The following is a 10,937-nucleotide window of genomic DNA, read 5'->3' as shown; positions in this document are numbered from 1 at the left end:
GTTTGGTTGCTGGATACAAGTTGGGAACATTGAAATGATTCAAACTGAAACTCGGTTGGATGTCGCTGACAACACCGGCGCCAAGTCTGTCCAGTGCATCAAGGTGCTGGGTGGTTCGCATCGCCGCTATGCCAGCGTGGGCGACATCATCAAGGTGACCGTGAAGGAAGCTGCACCGCGTGGTCGCGTCAAAAAAGGCGAGGTCTACAGCGCTGTGGTGGTCCGCACGGCCAAAGGCATCCGTCGTCCGGATGGCTCGCTGGTGAAGTTCGACGGCAACGCCGCCGTGCTGCTGAACGCCAAGCTCGAGCCCATCGGCACCCGCATTTTTGGCCCCGTGACTCGTGAACTGCGTACTGAAAAGTTCATGAAGATCGTCTCGCTGGCACCTGAAGTGCTGTAAGGACACGCCATGAACAAGCTCATCAAAGGCGACCAGGTCATCGTGCTGACCGGCCGCGACAAAGGCAAAACCGGCAAGATTGCACTGCGCGTCGACGACGAACGCGTGGTGGTGGAAGGCGTGAATCTGGTGAAGAAGCACGTCAAGCCCAATCCCATGAAGGGCGAGACGGGCGGCATCGTGGAGAAGTCCATGCCCATCCATCAGTCGAACCTGGCCATTTTCAACACCGCCACGGGCAAGGCTGACCGCGTCAGCATCAAGGTGGACGAGAGCGCAGCCAAGGGCAAGCGCCGCGTTCGCGTCTACAAGTCCAGCGGCGACGCAATCAAGGTCGCTTGAGGTACATCATGGCTCGACTGCAACAACACTACCGCGAAAACGTCGCACCCGAACTGATGAAGAAGTTCGGCTACAAGTCGCCCATGGAGGTGCCGCGCATCACCAAGATCACCCTGAACATGGGTGTGAGTGAAGCCGTTGCCGACAAGAAGGTCATGGAACACGCTGTGTCCGACCTGACCAAGATCGCCGGTCAAAAGCCCGTCGTGACCGTTGCCCGCAAGGCCATCGCTGGTTTCAAGATCCGCGAAGGTCAAGCCATTGGCTGCATGGTCACCCTGCGTGGTGCCCGCATGTTCGAATTCCTGGACCGTTTCGTCACCGTGGCCCTGCCCCGCGTGCGTGACTTCCGTGGTATTTCGGGCCGTTCGTTCGATGGCCGCGGCAACTACAACGTTGGCGTCAAAGAACAGATCATCTTCCCCGAAATCGAATACGACAAGGTGGATGCTCTGCGTGGTCTGAACATCAGCATCACCACCACCGCCAAGAACGACGAAGAAGCCAAGGCCTTGCTGGCTGGTTTCCGTTTCCCGTTCAAGAACTGAGGTCAGCCATGGCTAAGAAAGCTTTGATCGAACGCGAACTCAAGCGCGAAAAACTGGCTGCCAAGTACGCTGCCAAGTACAAAGAGCTCAAGGACATCGCAGGCGACGCCAAGCGCAGCGATGAGGAGCGCATGGCTGCCCGCGATGCACTGCAAAAGCTGCCTCGCAATGCCAACCCGACGCGCCAACGTGCACGTTGCGAAATCACGGGTCGTCCCCGTGGCACCTTCCGTCAATTCGGTCTGGGCCGCGCCAAGATTCGCGAACTGGCTTTCGCCGGTGACATCCCGGGTGTCACCAAGGCCAGCTGGTAATCGGCAGGAGAAAAACAAATGAGCATGAGTGATCCCATTGCCGACCTGTTGACGCGCATCCGCAACGCGCAAATGGTCTCCAAGACCACGGTGTCGGTGCCTTCCTCCAAGGTGAAGGTGGCCATTGCCCAAGTCCTGAAGGACGAAGGCTACATCGATGGTTTCGAAGTGAAGAGCGAAGCCGGCAAGTCCGAGCTGCAAATTTCGCTGAAGTACTACGCCGGTCGTCCGGTGATCGAGCGCATTGAGCGCGTGAGCCGTCCCGGCCTGCGTGTCTACAAGGGCGCACAGAGCATTCCCCAGGTGCAAAACGGCCTGGGTGTGGCCATTGTGACCACGCCCAAGGGTGTGATGACCGATCGCAAAGCACGCGCAGCCGGTGTCGGTGGCGAAGTGCTGTGCTACGTCGCCTGATCGTGGCATTGAGGAGAAATTGACATGTCACGTGTAGCAAAAACGGCCGTTGTGGTGCCCTCCGGCGTCACCGTGTCGATCAACGACGACAAGATTGCCGTCAAGGGTTCGGGCGGCGAGTTGGTCGTGTCCCAGAACGCCTTGGTGCAAGTCAAGCAAGACGCTGGTCAGCTGAGCTTCACGCCGGCCGACGAGTCGCGCGAAGCCAATGCCATGAGCGGCACCATGCGTCAGCTGGTGAACAACATGGTCGTGGGCGTCAGCAAGGGCTTCGAAAAGAAGTTGACCCTGGTCGGCGTGGGTTTCCGCGCCCAGGCCCAAGGCGACAAGCTGAACCTGGCGGTGGGCTTCTCGCATCCGGTCAACATCCAGATGCCCCAGGGCGTCTCGGTCGCCACGCCGGCTCCGACGGAAATCATCGTCAAGGGTGCCGATCGTCAGGCGGTGGGTCAGATTGCAGCCAACATCCGCGCGGTTCGTCCGCCTGAGCCTTACAAGGGCAAGGGCATCCGCTATGCGGACGAGCGCATTGTGCTCAAAGAGACCAAGAAGAAATAAGGAACTGCGCAATGTTGAACAAGAAAGAACAACGTCTGCGTCGTGCTCGTCAAACGCGCATCCGCATTGTCAGCAAGGGCATGCCCCGTCTGGCAGTCAATCGCACCAACCTGCACATCTATGCCACGCTGATTTCGGGCGACGGCACCCAGGTGCTGGCTTCCGCCTCGACGGCCGAAGCCGATGTGCGCAAATCGCTGGGCGCCAGCGGCAAGGGTGGCAACACCGCGGCCGCAGAACTGATTGGCAAGCGCATTGCCGAGAAGGCCAAGGCTGCTGGCGTGGAAAAGGTTGCGTTCGACCGCGCCGGCTTCGCCTACCACGGCCGTGTCAAGGCCCTGGCTGAAGCAGCGCGTGAAGCTGGCCTGCAGTTCTAAGCGAATCGGATTCAATCATGGCTAAATTTCAAGCACGTACTCAAGGCGATGGACCCGAAGACGGTCTGCGCGAGAAGATGATCGCTGTGAACCGCGTGACCAAAGTGGTCAAGGGCGGTCGAATCATGGGCTTTGCTGCGCTGACCGTGGTTGGCGATGGCGATGGTCGCGTTGGCATGGGCAAGGGCAAATCCAAGGAAGTGCCGGCAGCTGTGCAAAAGGCGATGGAAGAAGCCCGTCGCAACATGACCAAGGTGTCGCTCAAGGATGGCACCATTCACCACAACGTGATTGGTCAGCACGGCGCTGCCCGCGTCATGATGGCACCGGCCCCCAAGGGGACCGGCATCATCGCCGGTGGTCCGATGCGCGCTGTCTTCGAAGTGATGGGGATCACCGACATCGTGGCCAAGAGCCACGGTTCGAGCAATCCTTACAACATGGTCCGTGCAACGTTCGATGCACTGCGCAACTGCACCACCCCTGCTGAGGTGGCCGCCAAGCGTGGCAAGAGCGTTGAAGAGATCTTCAACTGATAGGGGCTGAACATGACTGCAGAAAAAACCGTCAAGGTTCAACTGGTCCGCAGCCCCATCGGCTGCAAGCAATCGCATCGTGACACCGTGCGCGGCCTCGGCCTGCGCAAGTTGAACAGCGTCAGCGAATTGCAAGACACTCCGGCGGTGCGCGGCATGATCAACAAGATCGCGTACCTGGTCAAAGTTCTGTAAGAGGTCGACATGGAACTCAACAGCATTCAATCCGCCGAAGGCGCGCGTCGCGCTCGCCGCCGCGTGGGTCGTGGCATCGGTTCTGGCCTCGGCAAGACCGCTGGCCGTGGTCACAAAGGTCAAAAGTCGCGTTCGGGTGGCTACCACAAGGTGGGTTTCGAAGGCGGTCAAATGCCTTTGCAACGTCGCCTGCCCAAGCGTGGCTTCAAATCGGCCAGCCTGAAGTTCAATGCCGAAGTCACGCTGGGCACCCTGCAAAACCTGGAAGGTGCCGAGTTTGATCTGGCGTCGCTCAAGGCTGCCGGTGTCGTGAGCCAACTGGCCAAGGTGGTCAAGGTCATCAAGTCGGGCGAACTCAACCGTGCCGTCAAGCTGACCGGCGTGGGCGCCACGGCAGGTGCCAAGGCTGCCATCGAAGCCGCTGGCGGCTCGCTGGCTTGATTCATTTGTGACTCGGGACTGAACAGTGGCCACAGGTGCTCAGATTGCCAAGTCGGGCAAATTCGGTGACTTGCGTCGTCGGTTGGTGTTCTTGCTGCTCGCGCTTGTGGTCTATCGCATTGGTGCCCACATCCCGGTGCCTGGCATCAACCCGGACGAACTCAAGCGCTTGTTTTCCAGCCACACGGGCATCTTGAACTTGTTCAACATGTTCTCGGGTGGTGCACTGTCTCGTTTGACGGTGTTTGCCTTGGGGATCATGCCGTACATCTCGGCGTCGATCATCATGCAACTGGCGACTTACGTCGTTCCGGCCTTGGAGTCCTTGAAAAAGGAAGGCGAGGCAGGGCGTCGCAAGATCACGGACTACACGCGGCGAGGCACCTTGGCCCTGGCCATTTTCCAGTCGTTCGGCATCGCGGTTGCGCTGCAAGGACAAGCTGGTCTGGTGATGAGTCCTGGGTTCATGTTCCAGTTGACCACGGTGGTCAGCCTGACTGCAGGGACGATGTTCCTCATGTGGCTGGGTGAACAAATCACGGAGCGGGGGCTGGGTAACGGCATCTCGATCCTGATTTTCGCGGGCATCGCCGCTGGCCTGCCGAACGCTCTGGGTGGCTTGTTCGAGTTGATTCGCAATCAATCGATTGGGGTCATCTCAGGCCTGTTCATCTTGGCTGTGGTGGTGCTGGTGACGTGGTTCGTGGTGTTCGTCGAGCGCGGTCAGCGCAAGATTCTGGTGAACTACGCCCGGCGTCAAGTGGGTAACAAGGTTTACGGTGGGCAATCGTCGCACCTGCCCTTGAAGCTCAACATGGCGGGTGTGATTCCCCCGATCTTTGCGTCGTCGATCATCCTGCTGCCAGCCACCATCGTGAGTTGGTTCGCCACGGGTGACAGTGAGTCGATGCGGTGGCTCAAGGACATCGCAGCAGGCTTGCAGCCGGGTCAACCTGTCTATGTGCTGCTGTACGCAGCGGCCATCATTTTCTTCTGTTTTTTCTACACGGCTCTGGTGTTCAACAGCCGCGAAACCGCAGATAACTTGAAAAAGAGTGGCGCGTTCATCCCTGGGATCCGTCCTGGAGAGCAAACGGCCAAATACATCGACAAGATCCTGTTGCGATTGACCTTTGCGGGCGCGATCTACATCACGTTTGTGTGCTTGCTGCCCGAGTTCCTGAACTTGAAGTTCAACGTGCCGTTCTACTTTGGTGGGACGTCACTGCTGATCATGGTGGTGGTCACCATGGATTTCATGGCGCAGGTCCAGAACTACCTGGTGTCGCAGCAGTACGAGTCGCTGCTCAAGAAGGCCAACTTCAGAACATCCATCTGAAGCTGTGCATGTGCTGAATTTGGCTTAGGAGAAGGATATGAGAGTTTCAGCTTCGGTTAAGAAGATTTGCCGCAACTGCAAAGTGATTCGCCGCAAGGGCGTGATTCGAGTGATCTGCACTGATCCTCGTCACAAGCAGCGTCAAGGTTGAGGCGCGGGTACTAAAGGAAGAACATGGCACGTATTGCTGGTATCAACATTCCGCCGCATAAGCACGCTGAGATCGGTCTGACCGCCATTTTTGGCATCGGTCGTACCCGTGCTCGCAAGATTTGCGAAGCTTGTGGCATTGCATTCGACAAGAAGGTCAAGGACCTGACCGACGGTGATCTGGAGAAGATCCGCGACCAGATTGCACAGTTCACCATCGAAGGTGACCTGCGTCGTGAAACCACGATGAACATCAAGCGTTTGATGGACATCGGCTGCTATCGCGGTTTCCGTCATCGCCGTGGTCTGCCCATGCGCGGTCAGCGTACGCGCACCAACGCCCGCACTCGCAAGGGTCCGCGTCGTGCTGCTCAGTCGCTGAAGAAATAATACAATTGAAGGTTCGTCATGGCCAAAGCTCCTAACAACGCCGCTCAGCGCGTGCGCAAAAAGGTTCGCAAGAACATTTCGGACGGCATCGCGCACGTGCACGCGTCGTTCAACAACACCATCATCACGATCACCGATCGCCAAGGCAACGCCCTTGCTTGGGCTTCGTCGGGTGGTCAGGGCTTCAAGGGTTCGCGCAAGTCGACGCCTTTCGCAGCTCAGGTCGCTTCGGAAGTGGCTGGCCGTGGCGCGATGGAACAGGGCATCAAAAACCTGGACGTCGAAATCAAGGGTCCCGGTCCTGGTCGTGAATCCTCGGTGCGCGCATTGGCTGCACTGGGCATTCGCATCACGTCGATTTCCGATGTCACGCCCGTTCCGCACAACGGCTGCCGCCCTCAGAAGCGCCGCCGCATCTGATCGATTTGTTGCAAGCTCGGCGCATGGCGCTCGGCTTGTGCACCCTAAGACCACCGCCAGCTGCTTGAGGCAGCTGGCTCCCGTTGGGTTTCCCCTGACGGCAGTTCATTGAAGGATTCCAAGTGGCACGCTACCTCGGCCCCAAGGCAAAACTCTCCCGCCGCGAAGGCACCGACCTGTTCCTGAAGAGCGCACGTCGCTCGATCAGCGACAAAGCCCGTTTCGACACCAAGCCAGGTCAGCACGGGCGCACCTCGGGTGCCCGCACGTCCGACTACGGTCTGCAGTTGCGCGAAAAGCAAAAGGTCAAGCGCATGTACGGCGTGCTGGAGAAGCAATTCCGCCGCTATTTCGCAGAAGCAGATCGCCGCCGCGGCAACACCGGCGCCAACTTGCTGAGCCTGCTGGAATCGCGTCTCGACAACGTGGTGTACCGCATGGGCTTTGGCTCCACGCGTGCCGAGGCTCGCCAGCTGGTGTCGCACAAGACGGTGACGGTGAATGGCCAACAAGTGAACATCCCGTCGTACCAGGTCAAGGCCGGTGACGTGATCGCCATCCGTGAAAAGTCGCGCAAGCAAGTGCGCGTTCAGGAAGCGCTGCAACTGGCTCAGCAAGTGGGCATGCCGGCCTGGGTGGAAGTGAGCATCGAGAAGGTCGAAGGTACCTTCAAGAAGGCTCCTGATCGTGACGAATTCGCTGCGGACATCAACGAATCCCTGATCGTCGAACTGTATTCGCGTTAATCCACGCGAATGGTTTTCGTCGGCACGCTGTGGCTCAGGCTGCAGCGTGCCTTTTCAGCCTTACCGGTGTAACGAGCCGGGGGTATTGATAGGACGTTTTCATGCAGACAAATTTGCTCAAGCCCAAGTCAATCAATGTAGAGCAAGTGAGCCCGAACCGGGCTGAAGTGACTCTGGAGCCGTTCGAGCGGGGTTTCGGTCACACGTTGGGCAATGCGTTGCGTCGCGTGTTGTTGTCGTCCTTGGTGGGGTATGCGCCAACTGAGGTCACGATTGCAGGTGTTTTGCACGAGTACTCTTCCATCGATGGCGTTCAAGAAGACGTCGTCAACATCTTGTTGAACCTCAAGGGCGTGGTGTTCAAGTTGCACAACCGCGACGAGGTCACCGTCAGCCTGCGCAAGGACGGTGAAGGCGTGGTGACGGCGGCTGACATTCAGACCCCGCACGACGTTGAAATCATCAACCCTGAGCACGTGATTGCCAATTTGTCGCAGGGCGGCAAGCTGGACATGCAGATCAAGGTGGAGAAGGGCCTGGGCTATGTGCCAGGCAACCTGCGCCGTTTTGCGGATGAACCCAGCAAATCGATCGGCCGCATCGTGCTGGACGCCTCGTTCTCGCCCATCAAGCGCGTGAGCTACAAGGTGGAGAGTGCACGCGTCGAGCAGCGCACCGACCTCGACAAGCTGGTGCTTGAGATCGAAACCAATGGCTCGATCAATGCGGAAGATGCCGTGCGTGCATCGGCCAAGATTCTGGTGGAACAACTGGCTGTGTTTGCCCAGCTGGAAGGCCACGAGCTGGATCCGTTCAAGCCGGGCAACGGCGGTCAGCGCGCAAGCTCGGAACGTTTCGATCCGATCCTGTTGCGTCCCGTGGACGAGCTGGAACTCACTGTTCGCTCGGCCAACTGCCTCAAGGCCGAGAACATCTACTACATCGGTGACCTGATTCAGCGCACCGAGAACGAGTTGCTGAAAACCCCAAACCTGGGTCGCAAGTCGTTGAACGAAATCAAGGAAGTGCTGGCTTCGCGCGGCTTGACGCTGGGCATGAAGCTCGAGAACTGGCCGCCGGCTGGTTTGGACAAGCGCTGACATTCACGGAGCCGGCGCGCTAGAATCGTCGGTTTTTCATGTGCAGGCGAGGTACCTGATCCGGCCCCGCCATTAATAAGGAAGAAAGGAAAGCAACATGCGTCACGGACACGGTTTGCGTAAACTCAATCGCACCAGCGCCCATCGTCAGGCAATGCTGCGCAACATGATGAATTCGCTGCTGCAGCATGAAGTCATCAAGACCACGGTGCCCAAGGCCAAGGAATTGCGCCGCGTGGTCGAACCCATGATCACCCTGGCCAAGCAGCCGACGCTGGCCAACAAGCGCCTGGCGTTTGACCGCCTGCGTGATCGCGACATGGTGGTCAAGTTGTTCAACGAACTGGGCCCGCGCTACCAGACGCGTCCCGGTGGCTACACGCGCATCCTGAAGATGGGCTTCCGCGTGGGCGACAACGCCCCCATGGCGCTCGTCGAATTGGTGGATCGTCCTGAAATTTCTTCGGAAGATGGTGCAGCCGCAGAATAACTGTGGTACACTAACAGCTTACCGCGCGATGGAGCAGTCTGGTAGCTCGTTGGGCTCATAACCCAAAGGTCGGAGGTTCAAATCCTTCTCGCGCAACCAAGTTTTCTAAGCGAGTTCTTGATTCAAAAGCCCACCCTGTGTGGGCTTTTTTTTGCCCGCTCGAATCTGAGTCAAGGTCCGAATGCCATGGCTTTACGGGCAAACCCTCGGTGGTCACGCGGCTCGGGTATGCTTAACCCGTTTTTCACAGCGGCCACAAGGGTGACGCCCGGTCATCGGCCTCCACTGCATGCACATTGCTGATTGGTCGTTTCTGGTGATGGTGATCACCATTTTGCTCACGCCCGGGCCCACCAACACCTTGTTGGCGGCCTCGGGTGCGACGTCGGGCTGGCGCTCTGCGCGATCCCTGATTCCCATGGAGTGCCTGGGCTACTTCCTGGCCACCACCCTCTGGGGTGTGTTGCTGCGGCAACAGCTGGTGGATCATCCGATGCTGCTGAATGTGATCAAGTTGATCAGCGCCATCTACATCGCCAAGCTCGGACTGGATTTGTTGCGCGGCGCCATGGTGAAACCGCATGCCGCTCAAGCGCCCGCCATCGGTGGGCGCCAGTTGTTTCTCGCGACCTTGCTCAACCCCAAGGCGGCCATCTTCGCGCTGGCGGTGTTTCCCCTCGCAACCTGGGGGGACGGGGGCAGTTATGCGGCTGTCCTGAGCAGCTTCATCGTGTCCGTGGCCGCCATCGGCACCTTGTGGATCGTGTTCGGCGCGGCCTTGATGGGAGGCCGGCTGCGGTGGCTGACGCCGGCGCGGTTCAAGCGCTTTTCGGCGATGGTGCTGTTCGGATTCTCGGGCTGGCTGAGCTTCAACGGCCTGTTCCGTTGAAGGGCCAGCCCCGGACTCAGTTGATTTGAAGGTTGAGCTGCCGGCCCACGCGGGTGTAACGCTCGATTTCGCCGCGCAGGCTTTGCGCAAAGGCGTCGGGATCGCTGGACACCGCCGGGACGAATGAACGCTCGCGTGCCCAGTCGGCGTACTCCTTGCTGCGCCCAAAGGCCTGCAGCGCCGCATCCAGGCGAGCCACGGCGGCCTTGGGGGTGGCAGCCGGCACCAGCACGCCAAACCAGGCCACGGCTTCGTAGTCGGGGTAGCCCGATTCGGCCACGGTCGGCACCTGGGGCAGCAGATCGAGGCGCTTCTTGGAGGTCACGGCAATGGCTTTGACCTTGCCGCTTTTGACGTAGTTCATGGCACTCGCGACGTCGAGGAAGGCGAACTGGATCTGGCCGGCCATCACGTCCTGCAGCAGCGGGGCGCTGCCGTTGTAGCCCACGTTGGTCATCTTGAAGTTGGCCACTTGCCCCAGGCGGGCGAACTCGATGATGTTGATGCCCACGGCGCCCGGCGTGGCGATCGGCGTGTCCGGGTGCTTTTGCGCGTGGCTGATCAACTCGGCCAGGGTGTTCACCGGCGCGGCAGGGTGGGCCACGATGATCTGGTAGTTGTTGCCCAGCCGCGTCACGGGCTGAAAGGCTTTCAGCGAGTCGTAGGGCGGGTGGCTGTACAGCTGTGGCGTGACGGTGATGCCAGTGGCATCGAAGACGCCGATGGTGTAGCCGTCTGGCTTGGCCGTGGCGAGCAGCCGGCCGCCGATCGTGGCGCTGCCGCCGGGGCGGTTGTCCACGGGCACGGCTTGCTTGAGTTCTTTGCTCAGGAATTGAGCGACCTGGCGGGACAGCCCGTCCGTCACCCCGCCCGGCGCGTACGGCACGATGAGGGTGATGGATTTGCTGGGGTAGTCCGCCGCAGCGGCGCCCAGGGCCGTGCCGATCAGGCCAAGGCTGAGCAGGCCGTGTGTCAACGCGTGAACGAAACGCATGAAGTCTCCGAATGGCTGTTGGGTGAGGCCAACATGTTCAGAGAGCGGACAGCGGCGGGGTGTCGCTCAGTTGTCCGGGGGGCCGGGCTGGTGATCGGTTGCGTTGGGGCTCGGGATGGCGGGTGGCGTGGAGCTGCGCAGAAGGCATGTGTGGCGCAGACCTTCCTTGCTGGCACCGTGCTCATTGCCGCCTGTAGGCATGGCTGTGTGACGAGCCGATGCCGGACGCGGCCAAACCCGGGATGGCGGTTTGCATGTCGAATTCAGGGGGTAATGGTGGTTTGTCGATGC

Annotated in this window: 19 protein-coding genes and 1 tRNA gene; 19 read left to right on the top strand and 1 reads right to left on the bottom strand. The window is 59.6% G+C overall.

The window, feature by feature from the left end:
- Nucleotides 1–34 precede the first annotated feature (34 nt).
- From rplN to CCO03_RS18410, 19 genes are all read left to right on the top strand, one after another.
- Entirely contained in the window at nucleotides 35–403 is a 369-nt protein-coding gene (gene rplN / locus CCO03_RS18500) for a 50S ribosomal protein L14 (RefSeq protein WP_087283478.1), read from the top strand.
- A gap of 9 nt (nucleotides 404–412) precedes the next feature.
- Nucleotides 413–745, top strand: coding sequence for a 50S ribosomal protein L24 (gene rplX / locus CCO03_RS18495; protein ID WP_087283477.1), 333 nt, complete (start codon nucleotides 413–415; stop codon nucleotides 743–745).
- A gap of 8 nt (nucleotides 746–753) precedes the next feature.
- Nucleotides 754–1,293 carry a 50S ribosomal protein L5 gene (rplE, locus tag CCO03_RS18490; RefSeq protein ID WP_087283475.1) on the top strand — a complete coding sequence of 180 codons (540 nt, stop codon included), beginning with the start codon at nucleotides 754–756 and terminating at the stop codon, nucleotides 1,291–1,293.
- An 8-nt stretch (nucleotides 1,294–1,301) separates the two neighbouring features.
- On the top strand, nucleotides 1,302–1,607 hold the full coding sequence (gene rpsN, locus CCO03_RS18485; RefSeq protein WP_087283473.1) for a 30S ribosomal protein S14: 306 nt from the start codon (nucleotides 1,302–1,304) through the stop codon (nucleotides 1,605–1,607).
- 18 nt (nucleotides 1,608–1,625) lie between these two features.
- On the top strand, nucleotides 1,626–2,021 hold the full coding sequence (rpsH, locus tag CCO03_RS18480) for a 30S ribosomal protein S8 (RefSeq protein WP_087283471.1): 396 nt from the start codon (nucleotides 1,626–1,628) through the stop codon (nucleotides 2,019–2,021).
- 24 nt (nucleotides 2,022–2,045) lie between these two features.
- Nucleotides 2,046–2,579 carry a 50S ribosomal protein L6 gene (rplF, locus tag CCO03_RS18475; protein ID WP_087283469.1) on the top strand — a complete coding sequence of 178 codons (534 nt, stop codon included), beginning with the start codon at nucleotides 2,046–2,048 and terminating at the stop codon, nucleotides 2,577–2,579.
- Nucleotides 2,580–2,590: 11 nt separating this feature from the next.
- A complete protein-coding gene (gene rplR / locus CCO03_RS18470; RefSeq protein WP_087283467.1) occupies nucleotides 2,591–2,956 on the top strand; it encodes a 50S ribosomal protein L18 in 366 nt (121 codons plus the stop codon).
- A gap of 17 nt (nucleotides 2,957–2,973) precedes the next feature.
- Nucleotides 2,974–3,492, top strand: coding sequence for a 30S ribosomal protein S5 (gene rpsE, locus CCO03_RS18465; RefSeq protein ID WP_087283465.1), 519 nt, complete (start codon nucleotides 2,974–2,976; stop codon nucleotides 3,490–3,492).
- 12 nt (nucleotides 3,493–3,504) lie between these two features.
- Nucleotides 3,505–3,687, top strand: a complete 183-nt coding sequence (gene rpmD, locus CCO03_RS18460; protein WP_087283463.1) for a 50S ribosomal protein L30 — start codon at nucleotides 3,505–3,507, stop codon at nucleotides 3,685–3,687.
- Nucleotides 3,688–3,696: 9 nt separating this feature from the next.
- On the top strand, nucleotides 3,697–4,128 hold the full coding sequence (gene rplO / locus CCO03_RS18455; protein WP_087283461.1) for a 50S ribosomal protein L15: 432 nt from the start codon (nucleotides 3,697–3,699) through the stop codon (nucleotides 4,126–4,128).
- 25 nt (nucleotides 4,129–4,153) lie between these two features.
- Entirely contained in the window at nucleotides 4,154–5,467 is a 1,314-nt protein-coding gene (gene secY, locus CCO03_RS18450) for a preprotein translocase subunit SecY (RefSeq protein WP_087283459.1), read from the top strand.
- Between the two features lie 37 nt (nucleotides 5,468–5,504).
- Nucleotides 5,505–5,618: a 50S ribosomal protein L36 gene (gene rpmJ / locus CCO03_RS18445; RefSeq protein WP_087283457.1), complete on the top strand. Its 114-nt coding sequence runs from the start codon at nucleotides 5,505–5,507 to the stop codon at nucleotides 5,616–5,618.
- A 23-nt stretch (nucleotides 5,619–5,641) separates the two neighbouring features.
- The gene (rpsM, locus tag CCO03_RS18440; protein ID WP_087283455.1) at nucleotides 5,642–6,007 is read left to right on the top strand and encodes a 30S ribosomal protein S13; all 366 of its coding nucleotides are present in this window, start codon (nucleotides 5,642–5,644) and stop codon (nucleotides 6,005–6,007) included.
- Nucleotides 6,008–6,025: 18 nt separating this feature from the next.
- Nucleotides 6,026–6,427, top strand: a complete 402-nt coding sequence (rpsK, locus tag CCO03_RS18435) for a 30S ribosomal protein S11 (protein WP_087283453.1) — start codon at nucleotides 6,026–6,028, stop codon at nucleotides 6,425–6,427.
- 122 nt (nucleotides 6,428–6,549) lie between these two features.
- On the top strand, nucleotides 6,550–7,173 hold the full coding sequence (rpsD, locus tag CCO03_RS18430; RefSeq protein ID WP_087283451.1) for a 30S ribosomal protein S4: 624 nt from the start codon (nucleotides 6,550–6,552) through the stop codon (nucleotides 7,171–7,173).
- Between the two features lie 101 nt (nucleotides 7,174–7,274).
- A complete protein-coding gene (locus CCO03_RS18425) occupies nucleotides 7,275–8,273 on the top strand; it encodes a DNA-directed RNA polymerase subunit alpha (RefSeq protein ID WP_087283449.1) in 999 nt (332 codons plus the stop codon).
- A gap of 97 nt (nucleotides 8,274–8,370) precedes the next feature.
- A complete protein-coding gene (gene rplQ, locus CCO03_RS18420; protein WP_087283447.1) occupies nucleotides 8,371–8,763 on the top strand; it encodes a 50S ribosomal protein L17 in 393 nt (130 codons plus the stop codon).
- Nucleotides 8,764–8,785: 22 nt separating this feature from the next.
- Nucleotides 8,786–8,862 (top strand) — tRNA-Met (locus CCO03_RS18415).
- 190 nt (nucleotides 8,863–9,052) lie between these two features.
- Complete coding sequence (locus CCO03_RS18410; RefSeq protein ID WP_087283445.1) at nucleotides 9,053–9,652, top strand: LysE family translocator; 600 nt, start codon at nucleotides 9,053–9,055, stop codon at nucleotides 9,650–9,652.
- Nucleotides 9,653–9,668: 16 nt separating this feature from the next.
- Here the strand turns inward: CCO03_RS18410 and CCO03_RS18405 are convergent, their stop codons facing one another.
- Nucleotides 9,669–10,646 (bottom strand): Bug family tripartite tricarboxylate transporter substrate binding protein, encoded by a 978-nt coding sequence (locus tag CCO03_RS18405; RefSeq protein ID WP_087283443.1) that lies wholly within the window; start codon nucleotides 10,644–10,646, stop codon nucleotides 9,669–9,671.
- Nucleotides 10,647–10,937 lie beyond the last annotated feature (291 nt).

The sequence above is a fragment of the Comamonas serinivorans genome (genome assembly GCF_002158865.1).
In the GTDB taxonomy this organism is placed as follows: domain Bacteria; phylum Pseudomonadota; class Gammaproteobacteria; order Burkholderiales; family Burkholderiaceae_C; genus Comamonas_E; species Comamonas_E serinivorans.
Note: the sequence above shows the minus strand (reverse complement) of the source record. Positions and strands in the feature narration are given on the sequence as shown.

Bases quoted from the DNA above. Each gene is read 5' to 3' on its own strand.
- rplR (WP_087283467.1), top strand. From the start codon at position 2,591: ATGTTGAACAAGAAAGAACAACGTCTGCGTCGTGCTCGTCAAACGCGC.
- rpsM (WP_087283455.1), top strand. From the start codon at position 5,642: ATGGCACGTATTGCTGGTATCAACATTCCGCCGCATAAGCACGCTGAG.
- CCO03_RS18405 (WP_087283443.1), bottom strand. From the start codon at position 10,646: ATGCGTTTCGTTCACGCGTTGACACACGGCCTGCTCAGCCTTGGCCTG.
- rplO (WP_087283461.1), top strand. From the start codon at position 3,697: ATGGAACTCAACAGCATTCAATCCGCCGAAGGCGCGCGTCGCGCTCGC.
- rpsN (WP_087283473.1), top strand. From the start codon at position 1,302: ATGGCTAAGAAAGCTTTGATCGAACGCGAACTCAAGCGCGAAAAACTG.
- rpsK (WP_087283453.1), top strand. From the start codon at position 6,026: ATGGCCAAAGCTCCTAACAACGCCGCTCAGCGCGTGCGCAAAAAGGTT.
- rplE (WP_087283475.1), top strand. From the start codon at position 754: ATGGCTCGACTGCAACAACACTACCGCGAAAACGTCGCACCCGAACTG.
- rpsH (WP_087283471.1), top strand. From the start codon at position 1,626: ATGAGCATGAGTGATCCCATTGCCGACCTGTTGACGCGCATCCGCAAC.
- CCO03_RS18410 (WP_087283445.1), top strand. From the start codon at position 9,053: ATGCACATTGCTGATTGGTCGTTTCTGGTGATGGTGATCACCATTTTG.
- rpmJ (WP_087283457.1), top strand. From the start codon at position 5,505: ATGAGAGTTTCAGCTTCGGTTAAGAAGATTTGCCGCAACTGCAAAGTG.
- rplN (WP_087283478.1), top strand. From the start codon at position 35: ATGATTCAAACTGAAACTCGGTTGGATGTCGCTGACAACACCGGCGCC.
- rplX (WP_087283477.1), top strand. From the start codon at position 413: ATGAACAAGCTCATCAAAGGCGACCAGGTCATCGTGCTGACCGGCCGC.
- rpsE (WP_087283465.1), top strand. From the start codon at position 2,974: ATGGCTAAATTTCAAGCACGTACTCAAGGCGATGGACCCGAAGACGGT.
- rplF (WP_087283469.1), top strand. From the start codon at position 2,046: ATGTCACGTGTAGCAAAAACGGCCGTTGTGGTGCCCTCCGGCGTCACC.
- CCO03_RS18425 (WP_087283449.1), top strand. From the start codon at position 7,275: ATGCAGACAAATTTGCTCAAGCCCAAGTCAATCAATGTAGAGCAAGTG.
- rplQ (WP_087283447.1), top strand. From the start codon at position 8,371: ATGCGTCACGGACACGGTTTGCGTAAACTCAATCGCACCAGCGCCCAT.
- rpmD (WP_087283463.1), top strand. From the start codon at position 3,505: ATGACTGCAGAAAAAACCGTCAAGGTTCAACTGGTCCGCAGCCCCATC.